At 57.3% G+C, this 20,477-nt stretch carries 21 protein-coding genes; 17 read left to right on the forward strand and 4 right to left on the reverse strand.

Going from position 1 to position 20,477, the window contains the following annotated elements:
- Positions 1-170 precede the first annotated feature (170 nt).
- The 11 genes from ACYVRZ_RS08105 (at position 171) to ACYVRZ_RS08155 (ending at position 9,780) form a co-directional block, all read left to right on the forward strand.
- Positions 171-1,175, forward strand: a complete 1,005-nt coding sequence (locus ACYVRZ_RS08105) for a hypothetical protein (RefSeq protein WP_461226119.1) — start codon at positions 171-173, stop codon at positions 1,173-1,175.
- Positions 1,176-1,333: 158 nt separating this feature from the next.
- Entirely contained in the window at positions 1,334-1,879 is a 546-nt protein-coding gene (locus ACYVRZ_RS08110; protein WP_461226120.1) for a hypothetical protein, read from the forward strand.
- Positions 1,880-2,044: 165 nt separating this feature from the next.
- Complete coding sequence (locus tag ACYVRZ_RS08115; protein WP_461226121.1) at positions 2,045-2,695, forward strand: hypothetical protein; 651 nt, start codon at positions 2,045-2,047, stop codon at positions 2,693-2,695.
- A 314-nt stretch (positions 2,696-3,009) separates the two neighbouring features.
- On the forward strand, positions 3,010-3,834 hold the full coding sequence (locus ACYVRZ_RS08120; protein WP_461226122.1) for a metallophosphoesterase: 825 nt from the start codon (positions 3,010-3,012) through the stop codon (positions 3,832-3,834).
- Positions 3,835-3,855: 21 nt separating this feature from the next.
- Positions 3,856-4,617, forward strand: a complete 762-nt coding sequence (locus ACYVRZ_RS08125; RefSeq protein WP_461226123.1) for a metallophosphoesterase — start codon at positions 3,856-3,858, stop codon at positions 4,615-4,617.
- 11 nt (positions 4,618-4,628) lie between these two features.
- The gene (locus tag ACYVRZ_RS08130) at positions 4,629-6,089 is read left to right on the forward strand and encodes a metallophosphoesterase (protein WP_461226124.1); all 1,461 of its coding nucleotides are present in this window, start codon (positions 4,629-4,631) and stop codon (positions 6,087-6,089) included.
- A 13-nt stretch (positions 6,090-6,102) separates the two neighbouring features.
- Entirely contained in the window at positions 6,103-6,912 is an 810-nt protein-coding gene (locus ACYVRZ_RS08135) for a metallophosphoesterase (protein ID WP_461226125.1), read from the forward strand.
- A 7-nt stretch (positions 6,913-6,919) separates the two neighbouring features.
- Positions 6,920-7,261 carry a metallophosphoesterase gene (locus tag ACYVRZ_RS08140; protein ID WP_461226126.1) on the forward strand — a complete coding sequence of 114 codons (342 nt, stop codon included), beginning with the start codon at positions 6,920-6,922 and terminating at the stop codon, positions 7,259-7,261.
- Between the two features lie 21 nt (positions 7,262-7,282).
- Positions 7,283-7,753 carry a hypothetical protein gene (locus tag ACYVRZ_RS08145; RefSeq protein ID WP_461226127.1) on the forward strand — a complete coding sequence of 157 codons (471 nt, stop codon included), beginning with the start codon at positions 7,283-7,285 and terminating at the stop codon, positions 7,751-7,753.
- Between the two features lie 63 nt (positions 7,754-7,816).
- Positions 7,817-9,280, forward strand: a complete 1,464-nt coding sequence (locus ACYVRZ_RS08150; protein WP_461226128.1) for a hypothetical protein — start codon at positions 7,817-7,819, stop codon at positions 9,278-9,280.
- Entirely contained in the window at positions 9,277-9,780 is a 504-nt protein-coding gene (locus tag ACYVRZ_RS08155) for a hypothetical protein (RefSeq protein ID WP_461226129.1), read from the forward strand. The genes ACYVRZ_RS08150 and ACYVRZ_RS08155 overlap by 4 nt, the downstream gene beginning before the upstream one ends.
- Positions 9,781-10,140: 360 nt before the next feature.
- On the opposite strand, the gene ACYVRZ_RS08160 is transcribed toward ACYVRZ_RS08155, so the two are convergent.
- Together ACYVRZ_RS08160 and ACYVRZ_RS08165 are read right to left on the reverse strand one after the other, a co-directional pair.
- Positions 10,141-11,517 (reverse strand): glycoside hydrolase family 1 protein, encoded by a 1,377-nt coding sequence (locus tag ACYVRZ_RS08160; RefSeq protein WP_262315187.1) that lies wholly within the window; start codon positions 11,515-11,517, stop codon positions 10,141-10,143.
- Positions 11,518-12,356: 839 nt separating this feature from the next.
- Positions 12,357-13,064: a GntR family transcriptional regulator gene (locus tag ACYVRZ_RS08165; protein ID WP_461226130.1), complete on the reverse strand. Its 708-nt coding sequence runs from the start codon at positions 13,062-13,064 to the stop codon at positions 12,357-12,359.
- Positions 13,065-13,193: 129 nt separating this feature from the next.
- On the opposite strand from ACYVRZ_RS08165, the gene ACYVRZ_RS08170 reads away from it, so the two are divergent.
- The 4 genes from ACYVRZ_RS08170 to ACYVRZ_RS08185 all read left to right on the forward strand — a co-directional run bounded on the left by ACYVRZ_RS08170 (position 13,194) and on the right by ACYVRZ_RS08185 (position 16,371).
- Complete coding sequence (locus ACYVRZ_RS08170; RefSeq protein ID WP_262315185.1) at positions 13,194-13,514, forward strand: PTS sugar transporter subunit IIB; 321 nt, start codon at positions 13,194-13,196, stop codon at positions 13,512-13,514.
- 166 nt (positions 13,515-13,680) lie between these two features.
- Positions 13,681-14,004 (forward strand): PTS lactose/cellobiose transporter subunit IIA, encoded by a 324-nt coding sequence (locus ACYVRZ_RS08175; protein WP_262315184.1) that lies wholly within the window; start codon positions 13,681-13,683, stop codon positions 14,002-14,004.
- 358 nt (positions 14,005-14,362) lie between these two features.
- Entirely contained in the window at positions 14,363-15,802 is a 1,440-nt protein-coding gene (locus tag ACYVRZ_RS08180; protein WP_461226131.1) for a 6-phospho-beta-glucosidase, read from the forward strand.
- 236 nt (positions 15,803-16,038) lie between these two features.
- Positions 16,039-16,371 carry a hypothetical protein gene (locus ACYVRZ_RS08185; protein WP_461226132.1) on the forward strand — a complete coding sequence of 111 codons (333 nt, stop codon included), beginning with the start codon at positions 16,039-16,041 and terminating at the stop codon, positions 16,369-16,371.
- Positions 16,372-16,466: 95 nt separating this feature from the next.
- Here ACYVRZ_RS08185 and glpK read toward each other — a convergent pair whose 3' ends face one another.
- Positions 16,467-17,972: a glycerol kinase GlpK gene (gene glpK, locus ACYVRZ_RS08190; protein WP_461226133.1), complete on the reverse strand. Its 1,506-nt coding sequence runs from the start codon at positions 17,970-17,972 to the stop codon at positions 16,467-16,469.
- Positions 17,973-18,393: 421 nt separating this feature from the next.
- Between glpK and ACYVRZ_RS08195 the strand changes: the two genes are divergently transcribed.
- Positions 18,394-18,783, forward strand: a complete 390-nt coding sequence (locus tag ACYVRZ_RS08195; RefSeq protein WP_461226134.1) for a YxeA family protein — start codon at positions 18,394-18,396, stop codon at positions 18,781-18,783.
- Positions 18,784-18,910: 127 nt separating this feature from the next.
- On the opposite strand, the gene ACYVRZ_RS08200 is transcribed toward ACYVRZ_RS08195, so the two are convergent.
- A complete protein-coding gene (locus ACYVRZ_RS08200) occupies positions 18,911-19,822 on the reverse strand; it encodes a peptidylprolyl isomerase (RefSeq protein WP_461226135.1) in 912 nt (303 codons plus the stop codon).
- Between the two features lie 242 nt (positions 19,823-20,064).
- Between ACYVRZ_RS08200 and ACYVRZ_RS08205 the strand changes: the two genes are divergently transcribed.
- Positions 20,065-20,477, forward strand: a 413-nt coding sequence (locus ACYVRZ_RS08205; RefSeq protein ID WP_461226136.1) for a hypothetical protein, incomplete at its 3' end; no start/stop codon positions are given.

Raw genomic sequence — 20,477 nt, forward strand, 5'->3', positions numbered from 1 at the left:
AATTAATACGCTTTCGAACAAAAATCAATCTGCTTGATTCGTACTCTTATGAATGGTTTAATAACGATAAGGTTGAATTTGATGGTAGCGACAGACGCGTGTAATGCTGATGTGAACTAACGTCTTATTCTGACCGTATCACGAATTGATAGAACGGAGGAATCAAGAGTATGACAAAACTGGACTTAGATATGAAGGTTGAAGACTACCAAGAGTTCAAATATAGCCTTCCCTTTGATCCGGATTCATCACCGGAAGCCTTTAAGTATTACCGAAACATATACCCTAAAGCGTGGACCGGGTCTTGGATGAATGACGCCTTTTTTTCTCACTCTGAGGAAACAAATGACAATGGGTATGGCAGAACGGATAATCGTTATATGTCGGAAACAATTATCGTAACTCACCCAGTAGTAAGAGACAAATTACACCGAATTTACGTGTACATTCGAAAAGATAGTCACTTGGCTGAGAAAGATAAACTTTGGTCTGAGTTTAAATTAGGTGGCGATACCGACTTCAACTTTAATGACAAGAAAATACCTATTTACTATAATATATTATCATCACAAAAATTGGATGACTCGTCAATATTAAAGAAGGCAGCTGAGCTCAAGACGGAGGTGCTAAACTTTCATAAGAACCAACACGTATTAATCAATATGAGCCTAATGCCAACAAGTGGGAGCATGAATATTCTGAAAGGCGGTCTCTTTGTAACCGAAGAAGGTGATATTGATACGAGTAGTAAGGGAAGGAATAATCGCAAGTTGGATCGTCAGGACACTTTACTAACGGTCCTTCAATATTACTATAACTGGAAGATAGTTCATAAAAATGGGAGTTCACCGGCTGCAGAAACGAAAGAAAACCTTGTTCTAAAGCTTGCAGGAACTAATCGTGAGCCCCTCCAGAATTTTCTTGATATGTTTGTCGAGGCGGGCGACTCTGATGCCATGGCACCACTGATGCGGTATTGTCAGAACATCCTGTTGATAGACAATGAAAAGCTAGTCAAAGATATGGTGGAAAACGGGACTAGGCCGATTTTTCTCTCTCCATCAAGCCCTGCGGCTGCGGAAGATGCCGTTAACGCCGTTGAAACGTATATCAATCTGGCCAAAAGATATCAGGACTGTAAGCGAGATTATATTAGGAGGTTATTAAAGCACTAAATAAACCACAATTGTGCAGAAAGGAGAACCTGCGAGGATATCTAGAACTAGTAGCGTACTGTGCTCAACCTATCTGTTGCCGAACCCTGGCTTACGGCCGTCACTAGATGCTTCCACTTCCCTGGTGGTAAAATGGGGAAAAATACTCGGAGGTTCTCATGCAAAATTTTAGCGCTCGGGTGAGTCTGGAAACTGCCAATTTATTGGTGTTTATGAGCGATTACTATCAGCAGCAGCGCGGGGTCAGCTTCAGCAAAGCCGATACCCTGACAGCGGCCTATCAGGATGCGTCTTGGGTGATGCCTGGTGATTGGGCAGCCATTCGTGATTACGCACTGCCTGAGCTGAAGCAGTTTGACCTCAAGCCATCGGCCATCAAGATTCAGATTCCGTTGGAGACTCAGATTCAACAAAAGCTTGATGATCTGAATGTCCAGATTCGGCAAGAACTTGGCGCAAACATTCTCAAACGCGGAACGCAGATCAGCTACCTGCTGAAGGCCGCCTATATCAAGTACTTCGATGCCGAGATGATGCCGAAAAAAATGGCGGTGCCGACGGTGGACGCTAACGCCCTCGATTCACTGATTGACCAGTATACTCAAGCCATTCTGGCCATGACCGCCCCGGGCAGGCAAGCGACCGTCGAAATGCTGATGAAACAGCTGAAGAACGAATTGCACGATCTTCCGGGAAAAAGATAGAACACATAATATATGGACGAAAACTTGACAAAACAACCCTGCCGCGTATAATGCCTCTTGTGGGATGGCTCAGCGAGGGCGATGTACTTCACTTCCGCCCTCGTTGAGCCAACCTAGCGTTGACCGATGAGCCCGTGTTCCAGTCAATCATGGAGGTCTATGCGAATGGCAATTAGCATCGATGGCAACACTGTCACACTGCCCGACACGAATGTGCTTGAGTTTACGATGTTTGAGACCCCGCCGAGTTCGGAATGGCAGTTATACGCCGATGGTGGAACGGGGTGGAGCCTATACGTGCGGCGAGCATTCTTGGATTATTCCGAGATTGTGGGCCGAAGCGGCGTTTCATGGCCACGCGATGTCCTGATTAATTCGGCGGAGCATTGGCTTCAACCCTGCCTTAACATTCCCCAGGGGGCTGTGCCAATTAACCATGGTCAGCTCTTCATTGCGAGCAACCGCACTAACGTCAAAAACAACGATGAGGTCACCGCGGTGCAGCTGACCGCGCCTAATCAACTCTACCAGCAGGTCTCTGAACTGCCGGCTAAAATATACGGCCCAAGCCAGACTTTTTTGGAACCAATTATTGGTTCCTTTTTCGTCGGCGAAGTGTTTCAGCGTGGCGGCGAGTTGTACCTTTCGTATGACTTGCCAGATCAGATTGAGTCGCTGAAGAACCGCATTCGGTTGCGACCGCTGGGGCCGTTATTCCTTGGACGTACCCCGCAAGTGGTGGCCGAGGAGGGGCTGTATGACATTGACGTCGCGCATTGGCGGCTTATTCTGACAGAAACGAGGGATGACGATTGACGGCGGAAGAATTAGCACGGATGACCTACATTTGTGAGGGCTGTGGTCGAGTCGCTCACTACGCAACACCGCAGGAAGCCTTCGACGACGGCTGGGATTACCCACCGCGGCTGGGGACATTCGGGGTTGTCAGTCCCCGAACCTGTGGTCAGTGTGGGATTGAGACAACAGCTTGGTGGCAACTGGCAGCGCTGCATGTGCCGCTGGATGCACTGCCACCACACCATCAGCGAACGGTCCAGCGCATTTTGGCAGAACCCGCGAGCCTTTTGGACCGGCGCTCAACTGAAGATGATTGATGAGGGGGTTGCGAGATGATCGTAATCGCACTTGGGGATCTGCACGGCCAGCTTGCGGCGTTGCCGCGCCTTCGCAGGGTTCAGGCCCGATACCCTAGGGCGACGACGGTGTTCATCGGGGACTACATCGACTGCTTTGGTGACGACAATCCCGGGCTGGCGTTGCTAGCGGAAATTCGCGCAATCGAGCAGGCCGACCCGCTTCACACCAAGGTTCTGATGGGCAACCACGAATATGGAGCCGTGTCGTTCTTCTGTGACCCTGCCAAGCGCGATTGGTTGCACTACGGTGGGGTGGCCACACTTGCCGCCGAGGCGAGGCGTTTGGGATTAAGATCAGCCAGTGAGATGCCGTATGCCGGTGAGCAACTGGCACTGGCAGTTAGGCAGGCATTACTCGTTCGGGAATCCACACTACTCGATTGGACCGCCGCGTTACCGATGAGCTGGTCAGTTGGCAAGCTGACGTTCGTTCACGCCGGTCTCGATCAGACCAGCAATCACCCCTTTGAGGACAGCACCGTTGCCGATTATCTTTGGCTGCGAGGTGGGTACTGGTATGATCCGACCAACTGGCAGGTATTCGACCGCAATCGCTTCGGCCGCACCGTGGTTGCAGGCCACACACCCACGGGAACGATAGCGGGACGTTACCACGGCGACGTTAGACCCGCCAAGTTAGTTTCACCCCGCAACCCGATCTACGCCATTGAGTATCCCGGCGAGCTGCCGCGTTACCTGATTGATGGCGGGGCAGGCGGCCGCAACCCGCGTTTGCTCGGCAACATTGGGGTCTTTGACAGCGAGACCGGACTGTTGATTGATGCAGTTGAGGATTGACACGGGCGACTGGAGGGCATGATGGCATTTTATTGTCTCAGCGACGTTCATGGTGACTTGGCCGCATTTGACGCGGCACTGGCGCTGATTCCGCTCGCTGACCCGAAGACAGCGTGTTACATTCTTGGGGATTTGATTGATGGCGGCAAGAACAGCTACGGTTGCCTGCAGCGTGCTTTTGAACTTACCGAAAAATCGAAACAGATCACGGTACAGCTGGGTAATCACGAGGCAATGTTTCTGGATTTTCTGTTTGGTGAGGACACGCTGGACTGGCTGACCCAGGACGTCCAATTCAAGACGACAAGGAGCTTCTTTTCACCGGATCAGTGGCAAGCGTTGCTGCGAGAGATGCAGGCAAATGTACAGCAAAGCCGTCAGCTGGTTCGCCGGGCGGTGCTTACGCATCACCGAAGGCTTTTGACTTGGTTGCAATCACGACCACTCGTCACGGAACTGGATGAGCAAATCCTGGTTCACGCCGGGATTGACGAGGAGGCCGGTCGGTGGTGGCGCATGGAAACACCAGATGAGGTTTTGATCGGCAAGTATCCGGCGACAAAAGGCAGATTCGCCAAAGCAATCATCGCGGGTCACGTCAGCGCCGCAGAGGTGGCCGGGGACCGTTGGTTTGAGGGACATATCTACTTCGACGGCAAGAGCCATTTTTATATCGACGGTGCAATGCTGAAAAGCCATGTTGTGCCGGTTCTACGGGTTCAAGGCAAGCGCTATGAGGAATTGCGCAAAGATGGGGTGCGGTTACTTCTGGAACGGGACTGAAGGAGAACAAAATGGAAACGACACGCGTGCTTTATGTCATTGTGGATTTGCCGGGGCAGGAAGTTTGCAAGACTTTGGCCGATCACGGGTTAGCCGACTACTGCGTCAGTGCGGCGGCTTTTCAGACGGCGGCTGGGGCCCCGCAGCTCGAGTTGGATGGCGAGGGCAAGGTGATGCTGGCTTACAGCAAGGCCGGGGCCAAGTCTGCTCGTGAGATGTTCGAAAAAGCGTTGACGCTGCGACTTGAGGCAGGTGATCCAACCGTTGTGCTGGGTGCGACCGGCAAACACGGGCTGAAATTGCTGAGGCAACTCAATCCCGCTCTGGGATATCAGATTCGCCTGGTCGACTTTGCAGCACCACTGCTGGCCGCGAACCGCGAGCAATTAGAGTGGCAGACGCTTCGCGATGGGATGAAAGACGCCGAAAAGGAGGGTGTGCCAATTCGGGAGTGGCTGGAGGACCGAATGATGGCCAACGGAAGCGACTACCACGTCCAAGCGAGCCAAGGCGCCATTAAACTGCTGAAGCGGCGGCTGGACAAGCGTTTTCCGGGAACCATCTCCAAAGTCATCGGCGGTGAGACTGCCATTCTCGACGCCTTGGACCGTTATAATAACGCCCCTTGGGCCGATCAGGAATGGGAGACGCTGACGCCCGAGCAGTTCTTCACTGAGATAGATGAGCCGCTGCGCTTCCACCGCGCGAGAACCGCGTCTGATTTTGGGTCCAATGACCAGCCGCTACTCATTATCGGCGACGTTCACGGGGATGCAGATGACCTTGCGGAGATACTTGCGGCCCATCCGTACTCAGACATTACCCTACTTGGAGACTATTTTGACCGCGGTCCCCAGAATGTGGCCGTTTTTAAGCTCCTAACATCGCAGATTAATCGGCTTCGCTTACTATGTGGAAATCATGAATTAGCGCTGCGCAAGGCCCTGGTGGAAGATCGCGGGCTGAGTGGCGGCATTGAGCAGGAGACGGTGGCGCAGTTCGAAGCGGCAGGCATTACGATTGAGGAGATCCAGACTTTTCTTGGCGGCCTAGGGACGTACCACGCGGCGAAGTATCGGATGCAAAATATTTTGATGAGCCACGCCGGGGTGGAACCAGATCTGGTCGCGGAGTGGGGTACCTCTTCGGTGACCGGCTTGCGCATCGCGCTGGCCCCCACGGAGTTGTTTGTTTACGGAGCTAAAGCGACTGGGGCTACTGCATACGATCGCGACGTCGATATGGCCTGGATTCAAAGCGAGGATGTCGATTGGGCGGTGTCTATTCACGGTCACCGCAATCAGTTCGACCACATGGTGTTAAGCAATGCCGACAGCAGAGTGGCTTCGGTTAATCTGGCCGATTCCGACACCACCACCATTAGGTATTTGGAAATCGAGGGCAAGAACTACACGCTGCATATTCGCAAGCGGTTCTCCGATCAAGAGATTGTGACGCGGGGGCAATTCTGAGAGGCGGTTTGAGATGAGACCAGTCATTGCACTGAGCGATTTGCACGGCCAGGTGATGAGTTTTCCGTTGCTGGCCGACGTGCGGGGCCGCTATCCTGAGGCGCCAGTCGTTTTGGGCGGAGATTACCAGGACAGTTACCACCACCACACAGGTTTGGAAGTGGCCGAGACGATTTATCGGATGCAGCGTGATGAGCCTGGCCGGATTTTTGCGCTTCAAGGCAACCACGATGCCGCTCTGGTCGAAAGCATGCGAGGGCAAAACACCTACTGGCTTGATGCTGAAGGGGAAGATCTCATTCTCCAGTGCGTTGCCAAAGACGCCCTACCGCCGGCAAGCATGGCCGAGGCGCTAGAGCTGGTCCGGCAACGCTATGGCAAGATGCTGGTGTGGATGGCCGGGCTGCCGCTGCACTTGCGCATTGGACGGCTAATCTTTGTTCATGCTGGATTCGACCTGACACTGGCGGATCCGGTAGCGTTGACACCACGGCAAGATCAGTACTGGTTGCGCGAGGAATACTGGTATGGTCCTAAGTCGCCCATTTGGGCCCATAACCCCTTGGATGCTAGCATCGTCTCGGGCCATACGCCAACCTCGCTTATTACGGGCGTGTATGACGGTGTTGCAGCTTTAGCCACGCGGCGCAATCGGGTCGCGAGTCCCCATGGTATTTTAACCGTTCAGTACAACGGCGAATATCCCCGCTTTTTTATCGATGGTGGGTTGCACAGCGGTCCGGCCGGTCGCCTGCCGAACATTGCGGTCTTGGATGCCGACACGGGAGGGCTGATTGAGGCAATCGAGGACGCTGAGAGTTGAGGAAAAAATGAGGTATGTTATTGCAGACCTACACTTCGGCCATGCGGCGGTGATTAAAGCGGATCGACGGCCGTTTTCAAACGTCCAGGCGATGGACACAGCCATGATCGCCAATTGGCGGCGGGTGGTTTACCCGGTTGACATCGTGTACATTCTGGGCGATTTCACGCTGAATGATGCAGGATACGCGCAGGCTATTCTAGCGCAGCTCCCTGGGCGCAAGGTGATGATTCGGGGTAATCACGATCGCTTTTTGAACGATTGGGGCGTTGCTTCAGGGCAATTTGAGCAGGTGAGGCAGCTGACCAGCTTCAAGGAAAACCACTTGCGTTACCAGCTTTGTCACTAACCAGTCTTGGATTATCCGGGGATGTGGTATCATCAGCGCCTGCTTTATGGACACGTCCATGGTGAGCGAAGGGCCTACTTTCGGCGGGTCCTGACGCCGAATGCGGTGAACGTTAGCGCGAGCGAAATTGGCTATACACCAATCAGCGTTGCGCAGATTGAAGACCTTATCACCGCGCAGTGGCAGGCAAAGATTCTCGAGTTAGGCGCCTTGAGTGTGGCACTTGTCGGTAGGCAAACGACGAGGCAAGGTTATCTGGAGAAAGCTGAGAGCCTCAATCAGGCACGTTGCCGGATGGTTGTTGTGGCGTTGGCGGCTGAGTTGTTGGAAAACGTTGGGTGTCGCTTAGCCGCTGACAAGCGAGATGACGGGATGCGTCAGCTTGCCAGTGTGGTTTTGGACGCAATCCCGGCGCCGGAGTTGCGTGAGGCACAGCGGCAGGCCAATCGGCGGCATCCGGACCAGTCGGGGTGGTGGAAGCAGCAATCTTAATCGAGGCAATCGCCCAGACTGCGAGTCGGTTGCAATGGCACCGTCGAAGAGCGGAGGGTGTGAATGAACAAGCTTACTCAATGGTACCGGAAGCCGCGCGGATGGTACGAACGTCGTTTTTTTAGAGACAAGTTATTTCCTAACTACTCGAGGCTACTGCGGAGCTGGGGCGTTCAAGGATTGGTCGGCATTGAGTCCGGGCCGCTCGAGTGGGTACTAAGCGAATGGTTAGCCATTGGCTTCTTCTACCCGTATGATGTCCAATCTGCTGACGGTACCCGCAGACACGAACACGGGCATTCTTTTGAAGCGGTTGTGACTGCCGCTGCCCGTGATCCGCTGACGTTTTCATATCGCGGGTTTGAGGCGTCGTACAGTCGTCAACAGCTGGCGGCGCTAGACCGTGTTCGAGAACAACACATTGTGACGCCGAATACGCATCGGTGGCGGGGATTCTTGCTTCCTGAACGGCTACGGGGAATGATCCTCGAAGAAGGAATCATGGGAAAGGTCTGGCTGTCCCGCGATTATGACCCGTTCTTTCGGGTTGTGCGTCCGACTTTTCGTTGGTATCGGCACGGTGACATTATTCTAATTCCAGACCCACCTCCAAGTAGGAGACGTTGGGGGAAGCACTTGACCATTTTGGGTCAAAGATTGAAAATTCCTGGCGACTTTGTTCTGTGCCTTCATTGCGAGGACTGGCAATCGCCGGTCAAACGAATATCGGATTTACGGGATGACGAAGTCGCTTGGTTGCGTGATAATGTTCGCTGGCGTGGTGAGCCGATGGACTGGTTCAGATACACCGCTACGGGAGTGACGCGCTACGGGCTTGAACGCGTTGATGCGGGACTAGCCTACCATTACCGCACGAGCTGGGAACGAGCAACTCCATACATCAATTATGGTGCGACATTCGAGAATATTCTTCAGGCACTGGTTCATGATCCGAGTGACTTTTCGATTGTTGGGTACGAAGACGACTACAACGCTGCTGAACGGGCGTTTCTTGACGCCGTTCAGCAGCGTTACCTCGATCCGCGTGATGCGGATCGGTGGCAAGGTTTCTCACTACCAGAGCAGGTTCACGGGGCTTACCTAAGGCTGAGCGACGAAACGCTGGGCTATATGACGGTCAATCGCGATTGTTACGTTGGCATGCGGCATTTGCAGGCACCGTTTCGTTGGTACCGACATGGACAATTGCTGATCGTTCCGGACCCGGTCCCCGACGCGATAAGAGAGCAACAAAAGCGTGTGGTTGCATTTGGAATGACCATTGAAGTACCTGGCGCATTCGTGATGTTCATGCATGTTGACGACTGGGAGGCCGCGCCTAAGACAATTAGTGAGCGCGAGTTGAGTGCTGAGGAGTTTCAGAACGTAATAAAGCATGTGAGCCTGAACGGTCACAGGGTCGCGCAAGCTGTGCGATCTCAACAATCAATCGCCATCCAATCTAACAAACCGGCTAAGAATAACGATGACAGTACCACAGACAGTAGTGGAGGGACTTTCTTATGACAACGACGGTATACAGCCTCGACCTGGCTTCGTACAAGCTCTTTTCACCGCACCGGCTGCAGACCGATGTGCTGATTCTGCACGGCAGCTTCGACATAGTCGCCGATAGCGCGGAAATCACGGCGGATCGGCAGTATGCGAGGGTGAGGCGAATCAACGCAGACGACGTGGTCGCCTCGACGCCGGGAAAACCGGCGAGCGTGTTAACCGCCGACGCGGCGCGAGACATCGATGCGTTCATCCGGCAAGCGATGGCGGATGGCCATGACCTGGTGGTGCATTGCCACGCCGGCCAGTCTCGTACTGGGGCAGTGCTGGAGCTGGCCTTTTTCCACTATGGGCTGCCGTGTGTTCACGTTCGCCGGTGGCAGTCCGGCCGCAAAATCCAGGAGGAGTTGGTGCCGGTGACGCGGGAGAACTTCTACACGTTCTATGTGCCGAATCGCCTGTGGCACGGGCTGTTCCAGGCGCTGTATCCCGGCGATGGCGAGCAAAAGTGATGGCGGCACAAAAAAGAAGCATTAGTAGCCGGCTTCAAATGCGGCGCTAATGCTTCTTTTGTGGTCTAAACGGGTTCCAAAGTCCTACGCTAGCCGGTTGGCTAACCGCTCGGTTCCACCCTCGCACGGGTTCCAAAGCGCAGCGCGGGAGCGGCTAGCTACGCACCAGCGCCGGGGCATAACCCGGCCCCAATGCCGGTGCTAGGCTACCCGTCCCGCTAAACCCGCGCTTTTCCGCCCTCTAAACGGGTTCCACCGAGCATCGCCGACGCGTCTAGCTAAGGCCCGGCACTCGAAGCAAGGACCGCTTCAAGCGCCAGTCCTAGGCTAGCCGGTTGGCTAACCGCTCGGTTCCACCCTCTAGCTCAGGTTTGCGCCGTTGCTTTCGAAGACTTGCTTGAACCAGCCGAAGGACTTCTTCGGGATCCGGGCGAGGTCGCGGAGGTCGGTGTTGGTGCGGTTGACGTAGACGGCCCCGTAGCGCTTGTCCATATTGCCGCTGGAGGCCGGGATGTCGATCAGGCCCCAGCCCAGGTAGCCGAGGACCTCGACGCCGTCTTCGTAGATGGCGTCCTTCATGGCCTGGATGTGCTCGCGGTGGTAATCGATGCGGTAGTCATCCTGGATTTCCTTGCCCGTGTAGGTTTCGCGGATGCCGATCCCGTTTTCAATCGGGAACATCGGCAGGTCGTATTGGTTGTAGACCTTGGTCAAAATGTCGCGGAAGCCGAGCGGGTCGACGTTCCAGCCCCATTCGTTGCTGCGGGTGTACGGGTTTTTGACCATACCGTAGTCCAGGTAGTGGAGCGGGTTGGTGTTGACCGGCACCTTGCTGGAGTCGATCAGGTCGGAACGGTAGTACGAGAAGGCGATGAAGTCGGTTTTGAGCTGGGCAAAAGCGGCGCGGTCTTCATCGGTGAAGTCCCAGTCGATGTCGTGGTTCTTGATGAAGGTCAACACCTGCTTGGAGTAGTGGCCCTTGGTGTAGACGTCGAGCAGGTTCTTGTTGAAGAACTCGTCGATTTCACGCGCAAACTGGGCGTCGCGCGGGTTCGAGGTGGCCGCGTAGCACTCCTCGTAGGCCAGCATGCCGCCGATCTGCGCGGTGGTGGACTTTTCGTGGAGGTAGTTGGCAATCTGGGCGTGAGACGACATCACGTGGTTGGTGATGGTCAGAATCGACTGGTCGTCCGTGCCGCCCTCAAGGCAGCCGGCGTAGACGTGAGCGTAAGGCGTGGTGTAAAGGTTCTGCTCGTTGAAAACAATCCAGTACGGCACGAGGTCGGCGAACTCGTCGATCATGCGCTTGCCGAACCGCACGAAGGCGTCGACCACGTGGCGGCTCAAGAAGCCGTTGTACTTTTTGGCCAAAGCCAGCGGCATGTCGAAGTGGTACAGGCAGATCATCGGCGTGATGCCGCGAGCAATCAGCGCCTTGATCTGGCCGCGGTAAAAATCGATGCCTTCCTGGTTGAAGTCGCCGTCGCCGGTGGGGCAAACGCGGCTCCAGCCGATCTGGAAGCGGTAGCAGTTCATGCCCATCTGCTGCATGAGGTCGTAGTCTTCTTCGTAGCGGTGGTACTCGTCGATGGCCACCTTCCAGTCGCCGTGTTCCTCGGTCTGCTCGCGCGGATCGTAGACGGAAGGACCGCGGCCACCTTCGTTGTAGCCGCCTTCCGTCTGCATACTGGAAGTTGAGTTACCCCACAAGAAACCTTTTGGTAAAGCCTGACTCATTTGACTGTCTCCTCTCGAATCTGAAATAATGAAAGTAAGGCACCGAACCCGGTGTCTTACTCGGGGGTCATTACGGTGGTGCTATGTTTGGTGCCGCCGGCGTGGTGAAGGCGAAGGGCCCCGGGCGGCTCCGACTGTGCGGCCGGTTTCCGCCCGTTGGGCTCCAACCTAGATTTAAAGCCGGCGTCGCTTTGCGCCGTTCCGTCTCCAAATCTGCCGGGATTAGAATCGTGAATGCCCGCAAAAACCGCGGTCATCCAGGATTCTAATCCACTCACGGCCTCCGCCGTCCGGGGCCCTTCGCCGGCCACACGGTGGCATGTGAGTCGCAACCAGTGGCTGGCGCTTTGATCGCTGCGGCCCGGTTGCAACCGCCGTTCGGCACCGCTTTCAATTTGGTGTTGCTGACGCGCGAACCTAGGGTTCATCACGCGCCTATCTCTATTCTACACGCTTGGCCTGTACACGCCTCAGCACATTGCACGAAAAGCACGGAATTTGCTGGGGCAAGGCGCCGGTTGCGTGGGGGATGCGGCCTTGTGTTGCCGAGCATCGCCATATAACAGGCGTAGGGTCACGGGTGGGTCGGGCCGTGAAAGGATGAGCGGCCCGGATGACCCGCGAATTATGCGGGGCATTCGCGCTGCTCATCCCGGCAGATTTGGAGACGGGGTAGCCGCTTGCGGCTCCGGCTTCAAATCTAGGGCCGAGACCGTGGCTCGGCCCGGCCGCACAGCCCGACCCGCCCGTGACCCGGAGCCGGCGGCGATGACAGGATCAGCACGGCTACCTGTTTTGCTAAATGCGCCGGGCTCCGCCCTCTCAACGGGCTCCGCCTTCTAGTTGCTGCTCAGATGCGCCGAGTGGAAGTAGAAGTTCATGCCCGGGTAGGCGTAGACGGAGCGGGAGAAGTTGAAGATCACGTTGTTGCGCATGTAGTTGATCTGCGCCAGCGAAATCAGGCTGGTGCCGACCTTCATCTCCATCAGGTCGGCGCGGTCCGGCCCCAGCGTCGCGACGGACATGAAGTCGTCGCTTGAGTAGGGGACGATGTCGTAGGTGTCCTTGAGAAAATCGAAAATCGATGAATCAAGCGCCTCGGTGGAGACGAACGGCACCACGTCGCGCATGTAGTAGGCCTCTTCCAGGGCGTAAAGTTTTTCGTTCATGTAGCGCAGGCGGATGATGCGCCACAGCTCCTCGGCCCCTGAGATCTTCATGGTTTTGGCCAAAGGAATCTCGGCGGCGTTGACCTTGTCGAAGGTGACGACCTTCGACGTGAGCGGCCCGTGCTTGACCAGCGACTTGCCGGCGCCGATGGACAAGTTGACCGTCATTTTGCCCTCGAGTTGCAGCTCGTTAATATAGTAGCCGCTGCCTTGGACCCGGCGCAAAAGCCCGTGCTGGTAAACCACGTCAATCGCCCGCCGGATGGTGTTACGACTGACCTGGTAGTCGCTCATGAGCTCCTGCTCGGTTGGCAGCTTGGTGGTGTATTTGCCGGCCTGAATCGCCTTGATCAGTTCTTCCGCGATTTCGTGATACATACGCAGCCCTCCAGACAAATCTTAGTTGCAAGTACTTGTATTATTTGTACCCATGTATTATTATAGCATTGTGATGAAAGCGGTTAAACCTAACCGCCCAAAATTTTTAACTCAAGGGAGAGATTTACCATGGCAGAAAAGACGATTATGCTTGTGTGCTCCGCTGGTATGTCCACGAGCCTGTTAGTTTCCAAGATGCAAAAGGCCGCCGCAGCTGACGGCATTGAAGCCGACATTTTTGCAACCGCTGCCTCCGACGCCGATCACAAGATCGCCGAGAAGAACCCGGACATTCTGATGCTCGGCCCTCAGGTTCGTTACATGCTTGGCCAGTTCCAGAAGAAGGTTTCCATCCCAGTCGAAGTCATCAACATGCAGGACTACGGCATGATGAACGGCGAAAAAGTGCTGCGCGAAGCCCTCTCCTCCATCGAAAAGGCCGCAAACTAAGCATTTCAAAGTAAGCGCCGCCAAGTAAGCGCTTGACGACGCGGGCAAGGCCGGCCCTTGAGCCGCAGAGACTCAGGAGACGGCCTTGTGTTGTGACTGGGCCAACCAGTCTGCCAACCGACTAAACAGGCGCCGCGGCGCCGCAACATAAAAGGAGAAACATCACATGGCTGAAGAAGAACAGAACATGGAAACCATCATGGGGCTCATCATCAACGGCGGTAACGCCAAGAGCTCCGCTTTCGAGGCGATTGCCGCCGCCAAGGAAGGCGACTTCGACAAGGCCGACGCCAAGCTGAAGGAAGCGGATGGCTTCTTGGTCGAGGCGCATAACGCGCAGACCAAGATGCTGACGGCCGAAGCCAACGGCGACCACGCGAAGGTCACGCTGCTGATGGTTCACTCACAAGACCACCTGATGACCAGCATCACCTTCCGCGACCTCGCCGGTGAGATCGTTGACCTTTACAAGCGTCTGGGCAACAAGTAATGACGAGCCGAGACAGCGATGTCTCGGCTTTGTTTGTTTTGGGCTTGACGGCCCAACCAGTTCCGCTCGAGTCGGGGGGCAGAGGGCGGAGCAAATCAAAACGGGTTCCACGAGGCAACGCGGGAGCGGCTAGCTACGCACCGGCGCCGGGGCATAACCCGCCCCAACGCCGGCGCTAGGCTACCCGTCCCGCTAAACTCGCCTCGTTCCACCCTCTCAAACGGGTTCCCCAAGGCAACGCCGGTTCGGCTAGCTAAGGCCGGACACTGGGCCAAGTTCAGGCCCAATGCCCAGCCTTACGCTAGCCGACCGGCTAAACCCGCCTTGGGTCACCCTCTCTCAAAGGAGTGTTATGACAATGACAAAAGGTTACAAGATGCCCGAAGGCTTTCTTTGGGGCGGCGCTAGCGCCGCTCACCAGATGGAAGGCGGCTGGCAAGAAGGCGGCAAGGGGCTGTCCATTGCCGATGTGATGCGAGCCGGGGCCAAGGACGTGCCGCGGATCGAGGACGACAAGGTGCTGGACGGTGAGATTTACCCGAACCACTGGGGCGTTCAGTTCTACTCCCACTACAAGGAAGACATCAAACTCTTCGCCGAAATGGGCTTCAAGTGCTTCCGGCTGTCCATCGCCTGGACCCGCATTTTCCCCAACGGCGACGAGGCCGTGCCGAACGAGGCTGGGCTTGCCTTCTACGACGACGTGTTCGCGACCTGCAAGCAGTACGGCATCGAGCCGATTGTGACGTTGGCCCATTTTGAAATGCCGTTACGTTTGGTCAAGGAATACGGGGGCTTCCGCAACCGCCAAGTGGTCGACTTCTTCGTGAAGTTCGCCGAGACCTGCTTCCGCCGCTACCACAACCAGGTCAAGTACTGGATGACCTTCAACGAGATCAACAACCAGACCAGCTGGCGCGATGATCACCCGATGCTGCAAAACTCCGGTGTGATTTTCAAGGAAGGCGAAAACAAGGAAGAGGTCATGTTCCAGGCCGCTCACCTCGAGTTCGTCGCCTCGGCCCAGGCCGTGCAGATCGCCCATGCGATCGACCCGACGCTCCAAGTCGGCGACATGATCGCGATGAGCCCGATCTACCCGCTGACCGCCAAGCCTAAGGACGTCATGATGGCCGAACGCGCGATGCGCTACCGCTACTACTTCGGCGACGTCCAGGCGCTGGGCGAATACCCGCAGTGGCTGCTCAATTACTGGGACCAAAAGGGTTACCAAATCGACGTGACGGCAGCCGACAAGGCCATTTTGAAGGCCGGCGCCGTCGATTACATCGGCTTTTCCTACTACAACTCCGGGGCCGTCGAGTACAAGGACGACAACCCGGACATGGTCTACGACGAGCCCAACTCCCAGGTACCGAACCCGTACGTGCCACGCTCCGATTGGGGCTGGCAGATCGACCCGGTCGGCCTGCGTTACGCCATGAACTGGATGCAGGCGCGTTGGAACAAGCCGATGTTCATCGTTGAAAACGGCTTTGGCGCCTACGACAAGCTGGAAGACGACGGCAGCATCCACGACGACTACCGCATCAAGTACCTGAGCGACCACATCGCCGAGATGGAAAAGGCGGTGGTGATCGACGGCTGCAACCTGATCGGCTACACCCCGTGGAGTGCCATCGACATCGTCAGCGCCTCCACCGGTGAGATGAAGAAGCGCTACGGCCTGATTTTCGTCGACGCCAACGACGCAGGCGAGGGCAGCTTCGAACGCCGCCGCAAGGACTCGTTCTACTGGTACCAAAAGGTGATTAAGACCAACGGCGAGGAGCTGTAGGCTGTGACCACGTGCAAGGCTGCATCGACCAACTGTCGGTGCGGCCTTTTTGGTCTGCGGCAACAAGGGATGGCGGCTGAGTGGAATCGACTGGGGCGGCGCCGGTCGTGAGCCTTGCCGCTTGCGGCCGGCGGTTGGCGGCCATGCCGCGGCCGCGGGACCGCCGGCAATGAATACGCTTGCTTTTTGACGTTTCGCCCCGTAAACTGGCGGTAGCAAACTCGGGAGGTGCCGCCATGGCCAAGCAGTCCGGTTCCAGGCTGAACACGATTCTGCGCAACATTGAGATTGCCTTTTTCGTCGGCCTCGTGGTGGTTCACCTGACGCCGGGCATCGCGGTGCGGTGGGTGTTGCTGCGAACCGGGTACGTGGAAGCGGCACTGACGGCGCGAATCGAGCCGCGGCGCGTCAAGAAGGAGACGGCCTACACGGACCACCCCAATCAGGTGCTGTACTTCGTGACCCCGGCTCCTAAGTCGCACGAAATGTGGGACAGCGTCTATGTGGATCGCTACGAGGTCCACACGTTCGGCCTGAGCTACGCCAAGGTCGCGATGGATCACCTGTAGAAAAACAATCGCCTGGCCGCCTCTGTACGAGGGGCCAGGCGATTGCTATGTGTGTGAAGTTGCCTGACTGCCGTCGAGGACGGCTTGAAACCACCTCACCGGCTGCGGTGCTTGAAGGCCATCGTGGCGGCGACGGCCTGCTGCCAGCCGGCGTAGAGGTCCTCGCGTCGCGCGGCCGCCATCTGCGGGGTGAAGCGGCGGCCGACCCGAGCGATTTGGCGCAGGACTGTGGTGTCTGGCCAAAAGTCGACGGCGAGCCCGGCGAAAAAGGCGGCACCCAACGCCGTGGTTTCGAGGTTCTCGGCCCGTTCGATTGGGGTCCCCAGCAGGTCGGCCTGAAACTGCATCAGGTAGTTGTTATTGGCGGCACCGCCATCCACCCGCAGCGCCGGAATCTGGATGCCGGTGTCTTGAATCATGGTGTCGACCACGTCGCGGGTCTGGTAGGCCAAGGCCTGAAGCGTCGCCTTGACGAAGTCGTCGCGGGTGGTGCCGCGGGTCAGCCCGAACACCGCGCCTCTGGCATCGGCCGCCCAGTACGGGGCCCCGAGGCCGGTGAAGGCCGGCACCACGTAGACCTCGTCTTGTGACTGCGACCGGGCGGCGATTTCCTCGGAGTCACCGGCGTGAACCAAGAGCTGCATCGCGTCGCGCAGCCACTGCATCGCCGACCCGGAGACGAACACGGAGCCTTCCAGGGCGTAGGTGATGTCGCCGTTCAGGCAGTAGCCGATGGTGGTCAGCAGGTTGTTGGCCGACGCGGTCGGGGTGTGGCCGGTGTTCATCACGATGAACGAGCCGGTGCCGTAGGTGTTTTTGACCATGCCCGGCTCAAGCGCCAGCTGCCCGAACAAGGCGGCCTGCTGGTCTCCGGCCATGCCGGCGATCGGCGTCTCGCTGCCGTAAAAAGCGGTCGCCGCGGTGGTGCCGTAAATCTCGGCGTTGCTGCGAACCGCCGGCAGCAGGGCGGCGGGGATGTTCAAAAGCCGCAAAATGTCTTGGTCCCACTGCAGCGTGTGGATGTTGAACAGCATCGTGCGTGACGCGTTGGTGTAGTCGGTGACGTGAATCGCGCCGCCACTGAGTTTCCAGGCCAGCCAGGTGTCGATGGTGCCAAACAGCAGCTCGCCGGCCTCGGCCCTGGCCTGGGCCCCGGGCACCGCGTCCAGCAGCCAGCGAATTTTGGTCGCCGAGAAGTACGCGTCGATCAGCAGGCCGGTTTTGTCGTGAATCAGGTCGGCCAGGCCGCGGTCGCGCAGGTCCTGGGCGATCGCGTTGGTCTGGCGCGACTGCCAGACCACGGCGCGGTGAATCGGCAGCCCGGTCGCCCGGTCCCAGATCACCGTGGTTTCGCGCTGGTTGGTGATGCCGATGCCGGCGACCTGCTTGGGCTGAATGCCGCTTTGGGTGAAGGCCTGAGACATCGTGGCCGACACGGCGTTCCAAATCTCGTTGGGGTCGTGCTCGACCCAGCCGGGTTGGTCGAAGTACTGCGTGAACTCGCGCTGCGCGTCGGCGACGATGCGGCCGGCGTGGTCGATCAAAAGGGCCCGGGTGGAGGTGGTGCCTTCGTCGATGGCGAGAATGTAGTGGTTAGTCATGGTCAAACTCCTTGTGGTGCCTGCGTGGCACGGTGTTGGCGCCGCTGCGGCGCGGCCTTTCCTATGTTAGCGCATGGCCTGGGGTCGCACAACCGCATTGCGGGAAAAAGGCGGGATGGCGGGAAGAACCGGCGCCGCGGTGGCCGGCGTCGCGTTCGGGTCGCCGGCCACTCGCCTGGCCGGCACGGGCCGCCTCGGCGACCGGCAAGCACTGCTGCCGGCTGCGTCGCCTTACCTCGCCCGGGCCGGCGGTTGCCACCACCCCGCCAACCGGCAACCACCGCTGCCGACCGCCTCGCCCAGGCCGCCGGTTGTCGCCGCGCCTCGGCCACGCGGCACCAAAGCCCGAAGCAAAGTCGGGCTCTGGGCCCATGCCGCACGGGGCGACACTTGGTACACTAATGAGCGTGGAGGTGGGGACATGCGACGGTGGGTGATCAATAGTGTTGGGCTGCTGGTGATTCTGGGCACGCTGTGCTGCACGGCGCCCTTAGTGACGCGCGACCAGACCACGGCCGGGGCAGCGGTGCTCGACGCCATCAACCCGCTGGTCACCACCCAGGATTACTACGCCAGCACCGCGGCGGCGCCGACCCGCACGGCCAACGCCCATGGCGGCCGCGATTACCACTACCGGCTGACCGCCTACGATCGCGGCGGCCGGCCTCGACGGCTTTTGATCACCGTGACGGATCAGCCGCTGCAGTCGCATACCTACCTGCGGGTGCAGGCCAAGGGCCAGACGGTCCAAGGCTGGCACGCGGTGTCTCGTCCCGCGCTTCCCAAAAACGTGCGGGTCAAACTCAGATAACCTCTTGTGAACGCGCGACCGGGTCACCCGGTCGTTTTTTGCGTATCGTTAACGTAAGCACATTATAATAGAAGAAACGAAAACCCCGGCGGCGTTTCACGCGAAACACCGCCGGGGTTGAGCTTGCTTACTGATTGTCGTCGGTGCTAGACAGGTAGAGGTTCAAGGCACTCTTCAGCTCCGCGTCGGTGACCTTGACGTTGACCTTCTTCAGGGCCTTGGAGAAGACGTTGCGCATCACCGTGGTGTTTTTGAGCCAGGAGTTGTAGATGGTGGTCTTGAGCTCCTTGGTGTGTTCGGCCATCGTGCCCTTGCCCGGGTTCTTGACCAGCTTGATCACCTCGTAGCCGGCCGTGGTCTTGACCGGCGTCTTGGTGTAGGCGCCGACCTTCAGCGCGTAGGCCGCGTCCTTGAAGGTCGAATCCAGCGTCTTATCGGTGCTGGTCACCGTCAGCTTGCCACCCTTGTCCTTGGTCGCGGTGTCGACGGAGTACTTGCTGGCCAGCTGGGCGAAGTCCTTGCCGGCAGCCAGCGCGTCGATCACGGTCTGGGCCGTCGCCTTGTCGGTGGTCTGGATGCGCTGCACCGTCAGGGTCGGCTTGTAGCTGGCCCATTGCTTCTTCAGCTCGGCCTTGGTAATCGGGCGTTCGGCTTTCAGCGCCGCTTCACCCAGCAGGTTCAGGCGCAAAGTGCGGCGGAACAGCTTGGGCGTCATGTTGTTTTGGCTCAAAAAGGACGCGAACTGCGAGCCGTACTGTGCCTTGTAGGTGTTGTACTCGCTGGTGACGGCCGCCGTCTTGACCTGCTTACCGTAGCTTTGGTTCAGCGCCTTATACAATAGGAGGTTGGCCAGCGCCGTCTTGGTGTTGGGCATCGTCTTGAGCTCCGAGTAGAACTCGGACTGCTTGACCTTGTGCCCCTTGTAGGTCGCAATCACGGGGTCTTGCCCCTTGCTGTCTTGCTGGCTGCACCCCGCGGCCGTGGTCAGCCCCAGGACCAGGCCGGCCAGGAGCAGTGTTTTGGTGATCCCATTCTTCATATCCAAGCCTCCGTTTTCGTGTGAATGAAAATACTGCTTCAATTCTAATTTATTCGTAATGATATTTCAACGGAATTTGAAAATTTCCGGTGTAAGCGACCAAATCCGCGTGGTATCAAGGGCTCTAGAACTTTTTATGAATACTTCGTTAAAATCTGATGACAAATACTGTGTTTATGATTATAACGGCGATATTGCTACCAAGGCAATTTCAAATTTGAGAAAAGCATGGAGGGGTCATTGTGAAGCTTAAGAATCGCAAATTAACGATTTTTCTGGCGAGCACCGCGGCTTTAGGGGCATTAGCGGTCTCACCATTCCTCGAGACGCAAGTCAAGGCGGACATCAACGCACAACTGCAGACCATCGGCAAGTCGGGCGCGACGGCTAAGACGGCAGCGACGGTTGCGGAAGGGACCACCCCAATTCGGCAGGCCATCATCGATCAGCTCGCCGCCAAGGGCGTTAACTTCAACACGCTGTCCAACAAAGAACAGCAGAGCGCTTATGTCGACGTGATCGTGCAGTTGACCGCCAAGCCGGCCGCCGAGAACGGCTCGGTCACCGCCAACTACTCCAGCACCGCCGAAATTCAGGCGGCGTCCAAGGCCGTCATCGCCGCTCAGGCCGGCGTCAAGGCCGCTGTCAAGACCGT

The organism is Lacticaseibacillus suihuaensis, assembly GCF_054785075.1.